This window comes from Streptomyces sp. SID14478, assembly GCF_010548525.1.
Taxonomy (GTDB): Bacteria; Actinomycetota; Actinomycetes; order Streptomycetales; family Streptomycetaceae; genus Streptomyces.
Genome location: NZ_JAAGMG010000346.1, coordinates 1 through 5,230 on the forward strand (window position 1 = coordinate 1; position 5,230 = coordinate 5,230).

2 protein-coding genes and 1 pseudogene are annotated in these 5,230 nt (G+C 72.9%); 1 reads left to right on the top strand and 2 read right to left on the bottom strand.

Going from position 1 to position 5,230, the window contains the following annotated elements; all coding sequences use genetic code 11:
• Positions 1 to 41 precede the first annotated feature (41 nt).
• Complete coding sequence (locus tag G3I40_RS11485) at positions 42 to 893, bottom strand: TetR/AcrR family transcriptional regulator (RefSeq protein ID WP_164302064.1); 852 nt, start codon at positions 891 to 893, stop codon at positions 42 to 44.
• A gap of 139 nt (positions 894 to 1,032) precedes the next feature.
• A complete protein-coding gene (locus tag G3I40_RS11490; RefSeq protein WP_164302065.1) occupies positions 1,033 to 4,095 on the bottom strand; it encodes a hypothetical protein in 3,063 nt (1,020 codons plus the stop codon).
• Between the two features lie 167 nt (positions 4,096 to 4,262).
• On the opposite strand from G3I40_RS11490, the pseudogene G3I40_RS11495 reads away from it, so the two are divergent.
• Positions 4,263 to 5,230 (top strand): annotated as a pseudogene (locus tag G3I40_RS11495) (hypothetical protein); the annotation flags it as partial.

Consider the following 5,230-nt stretch of genomic DNA (forward strand, 5'->3'; position numbering starts at 1 on the left):
TAGGGCGTGTTGTGAAAGTCCCGCCTGCCCCGGGGAGTCGGCTAGTGAGCCAGGATCGTGGTGTGGACGTGGGCCAGCAGCGCCGCGTGCATCGCGTCCGCGCCGGCGCCGGAGTCGCCCGCCGACAGCACGTGCGTCGCCAGACCGTCGATCAGCGCGGTCAGGGTCAGCGCCGCCGCCTGCGGGTCGACCCCGTGGCGGAACACGCCCTGCGCGACGCCTCTGCGGACGACGTCGGCGACGGTCTCCCGCCACTGCCGGTAGTACTCGGCGTGCAGTCCGCCCACGGCCGTGGAGCGCGCGGCCTCGGCCCACAGGTCGAGCCAGACCGCCCACTGGCGGCGCTGCTGTGCGGTGCGCGGCGTCTGCAGCTCGATGAGCTGGCGCAGCTCCGCCACCGCGTCGTCCGCCTCGGCGAGCCGGGCGGCGCGGCGGGCGGTGTCCTCGTCCATGCACCAGCGGACCGCGGCCTCCAGCAGATCGGCGCGGCCCGGGAAGTGGTAGTGGATCGCGGCGGTGCTGGTGGCGCAGGCGCGGGCGATGTCGGCGACCCGCACCGCGTGGAAACCGTGCTCGGCGATCAGCCGGACCGTCTCGCGGACGATCTGCAGTGCGCGCCCGCCCTCGACCGGAGCGACGACGGCCGCCGGTTGCTCCGGGGGCCGTGCCCCGAGCAGCCAGCCCGCGTCGACCCGGCCCTCGTCGGCGATCCGCGCCAGCTCGGCGGCCGTGAAGCGGCGGGTGCCGCTCAGCGAACGCGACAGCTTCGACGGATCCATGACGATGCGGCGCGCGAACTCGCGCTGACTGACCCCCGCGGCCGTGATGACCTCACGGACACGGGCGGCGGTGTCGGCGCGGGGAGCGCGGCCGGGGGCGTCGTCGGTTTCCACGGGGCACGACCCTAACCACGTATTGAGAAGAACTCAACACGTTGTGGCCGAGAAACAAGTTCCACCAGCGCATTGCGTATCTGACTGCCTCATCAGTCAGCATCGCAACATCCGTCACCGGGTGAGCCCGTCGGGACGCTCAGGGGGACAGGCGGCCGGGGTAGTGGCGCTCGACGACGCGCCGCAGCCGGAGCCGGGTCAGGTGGTGCAGGGCCGAGGAGTCGGCGAGCAGGTGGTCCACCAGATACGTCTGCAGCTCGTCGATGCGCTCCAGGACCGACGCGGGCAGCCGGGCCCGGTGACGGTGGCTCATCGTGAGCAGCACGTCCCAGACCCGGTCGAGGGCGGGGAACCGGTCCGGGAGGAGGGTGACGCCCTGGAGCACCCTGTCGTACAGGGCGGCGAGTTCGGCGCCCGGGATCATGCTGGTGTCGTCCAGGAGCAGTCGTAACAGGTCGTGCGCCAGCGACGTCGCGGGGGCGCCGGGCGCGGCCGCGAACGTGGTCACGGCCGGACCGAGGTTGTGGAACACCGGGTCCATCGCGTGCCCCACGACGGAGTCGTTCGTCGACCCCGCCAGGGACAGCTTGTGCCACAGCTCGTCCCAGTAGGTGCGCTGCCAGGCGAGCCCGCCGTGGCCCTCCGGGTAGCGGTACAGCCAGTTCGGGTCGATGGGGTCCGGGGCCCGGACCTCGCCCTCGCGCAGCGAGATCTCCAGCGCCCGGCGGCCGTCGGCGTCCCAGTGGCGTCGCACGGTCAGGGCGAGGGCGAGGTCCGTCCACTGCTGCTCGTCCATCGAGGAACGCCACAGCATGCAGTGCCGGTTCCAGGAACCCACCGGCTCCGAGGAGTGCGGGAACAGCTCGGCCGCGGACGTCCGCCCCACAAGCACCATGATCATGAGCACCAGGTTGGAACCGTAGATGCCGTGCCGTGCGGCGGTGCGCAGTCCGTCGGGCCGGTAGCCCGGGTGCTGGTCGGCCGTCCGGGTCTCGTGCTCGTGCAGGACCCGGATGAGCCGGGCCGCCAGCCGCTGCCGCTCCGGCGCGTCCATCGGTCCGACGAGACCGCGCGCGAACCGCAGCATCTGGCGGGAGGACAGGGGTGCGTACGACAGCAGGGCGTAGGCCAGGTCGTCGTCGATCCGGGACGCGCCGAGGGACAGCGAAGGGCGCGGTGCGAGCAGGTCGGTGAGCAGGCGCAGGGCGAGCCTGATCACCAGGTACTCGCCGAACGTCGCGTGCAGGAACTCGTACGTCGACAGCGTCTTCCCGTCCCGCACCGACTGGGAGCGCTGCACGAAGAAGAACCGGCCGAGGGCCACCTCGGCCGCGCCCAGCGGCGTGCGGAACCCGGAGGCCGCGGCCGCGCGCCTGCCGAGGAGCGCGGTGAGGTCCTCGTCGAGCTCGTCCGCCGAGACCCACTGGCGCCGCCGGTTGACGAGGGCGAACGCGACGAGGGCGAGGCGCTGCAGCTCCTGCTCGACGCGCTCGCCGCTCTCGTGGTCCGGTACGCCGCCCCGCGTCGTCTTGCCGACCTCGCGCCGCGCGAACGACGACAGCAACTCCTCGTACAGCTCGGTCACGGCGAGCGGTTCGCCGCCGCCGCGGTTCAGGCCGCCCTCCGTCGCGTCGTACAGCGCGAGCATCGTCAACAGCAGGGGCTGGGCGGCGAGTTCGGCATGCCGGGAGACGGCTTCCCAGGTGAGGGGGCGACCGGCGGGGGCGTTGGCGTCGTTCCAGATGGCGAGCCAGCGCTGGATCTGCTCGGGCCGGAAGGGTTCGAGGCGCAGGGCCACCATGCCGTCGGGGTAACGGGCCCGGTCGGCGACCGCGGTGCGGCTCGTGACCAGTGCCAGGACCGGACGCCCCTGTTCGGCCTCGCGCTGCTGGAACCGGGCCACGCGCACCAGGAAGTCGTTGTGGTGGACCCCGGTGGTCTGCAGGAGCTCGTCGAAGCCGTCGAGGAGCAGGACGGGCGTCGAGCCGCCCGCGGCCCGGACCAGCTCCGGCCACGCCGTGTGCTCGCCGGTCGCCGTGCGGATCGCCTGCTCGATCTGGTCCTGGAGGTCGTCCTCCGCGCGGACGTCCCGCAGCGGGACCCGCACGGGCAGGAACCCGGCGGCCGGCAGCCGCGCCGCCAGCACCCGGGTGAGCACGGACTTGCCCGCACCGGGCTGGCCGAGGACGAGGAGCGGGGCCTCGGTGAGGGCCGGATTGGTGAGCGTGCCGGCGAGGTAGTGCGTCAGGTCGTGCCGTACGTCCCGCTGTTCCCACCAGGACTCGTCGGCGGGGCCCGACTGTCCGTGCGGCTGCGCGACCCGGAAGTCGGGATCGAGGTACATGGCCCGCAGCGCGGGGACGGTGATGCCCCCGGGAGCCGTCGCGGTGTCCAGGACCGGGTGGTCGAGGGCCGCTTCGTGCGCGCGGGCGAGGCGGGCGGCGACGTCGACGGGCGCGGTGAGCCCACGGGCGGTGACGGTGAGGAGCGCGTCGATGCCGGCCAGGGCGCGGCGGACCTCGGCGCGCGTGGCCCGGTGCTCGTTCTCCTGTATCCACAGGGTGAACTCCGGAGCGCTCTGGGCGAGTTGGGCATAGAGGCCGCGGTAGTGCGCCACGGCCGCCGTCCGGGCCTGGAGCACGGTCGGCGCGAACGTGGCCCGCTGCGTCTCCGTGAGCCGGTCCCACGGCGCCAGACCCCGCACGAAATCCGTGAACCGGTGCGCCAACGAGGTGTACCAGACGTCGAGTTCGTCGAGGAAGTCCTCATGAGGGGCCGGATACGGCACGTCGGCCGCGAGCAGACCGTGCACCAGTCCGGACTCGTCGGATGCGCTCACGAGGGCCAGCTGCTCGTCGTCGGACAGGGCCAAATCGTCCAGTGGGAAAGGTAGTTCGGCCTCCTCCAGCGCCTGGAACCAGGCCACCACCACGATGACGGTGTGCGCCGCCCGCAGCACCTCGGTCCGCTCGGCCCGGGCCTCGGCCCGCCCGAGCCGCCGCCCGACACCCCGCACCGCGTCCCGGCCGAGCCCCACGATGCGGCCGCGCTCGGACATCATGCCGAGCACGGTGCCGCTCGCCCCGCCGGTCGCCAGGTTCAGGGCGCCGCCCAACGCCCGGTCCAGCGCGGCGATCCGCGGCGACTCCACCCCCAGCAGCTCCAGCGCGTCCGCGAACGACAGCAACCTCCGTGATCCCACCGCGTCCCCCTCGCCGCACGTTGGACAACGTGGCCTCCCCACAGTACTGAGGAGGACGTCATGGCCATGGCGAATTCCGGCAACACCCCTCACCCTGTGCCCCGTCCGCGGCTTCCCGTCCCGACCGGCGTACGCTCCCGTCCCCCGAATGGCTTACCGTGTGGCCCGTGGACAGTCAGGGTGAGCGGGCGGTTCGGCTGCGCCTGACCGGGGCCGCGGTCCTCTCCGTCGTGTCCGGCGCCGCGGGTTCCTGGGCGTACGAACGCGCCGGGGCTTCGGCCTCCGATCTGGTACGCGACCTCGCGGTCGGCTGGGCGTTCGTGGTCGCCGGGATCCTGGCCTGGCGGCGCAGGCCCGCCAACAACACCGGCAGCCTCATGGTGATCGAGGGCGTCACCTGGTTCTTCGGCAACCTCCAAGGGACGTCCGTCCCGGCCCTGTTCACGTTCGGCGCCTGGTGGGAGGCGCTGAACATGGCGGTGCTCCTGCACCTCGTCCTCTCCTTCCCGGAGGGACGGCTCACCACCGTCCTGACCCGGCGCCTCGTCCAGTTCGGCTACGCGCTCGTCGCCGTCGGAGGTCTGCTGCGCACCTTCATGTTCGACCCGTCGTCCGACACCGGCGCCACCTACCTGGACTGCCGCGACTGCGGCCCCAACCTCTTCCTCGTCCCGTCCTGGCACGGCATGTTCGGCGCCTTCGACGCCGCGTACCACGCGGCCGGCTGGGCGGTCTCCGTGGTGGCCGCGGTCGCCTTGGTGCAGCGCTGGCGGCACGCGTCCGCCGCTCGCAGGCGCGCGCTGCTGCCCGCCTGGTTCGGGATCGGCGTCGCCGTCGCCTTCCTGATGTGGGACATGCTGTTCTACGTCGTCCCGTGGTTCGGCGCGGTCGGCTCGGTCTCCGAACAGGCCGTGTACCTGCTCTCCGACCTCGCCCAGGTCGCCGTCCCCTTCGCCTTCCTCGGCGGCCTGCTGCGCATGCACCTGCAGCGGGCCGAGGTCAGCGGGCTCGTCATCGACGTCGGCACCGACCCCGATCCGTCGAAGGTCAGGGAGGCGCTGGTGCGCGTCCTCGGCGACCCGACGCTGCGGCTCGGCCTGTGGCGCGAGGAGCGGGGCGCGTACGTCGACGGATC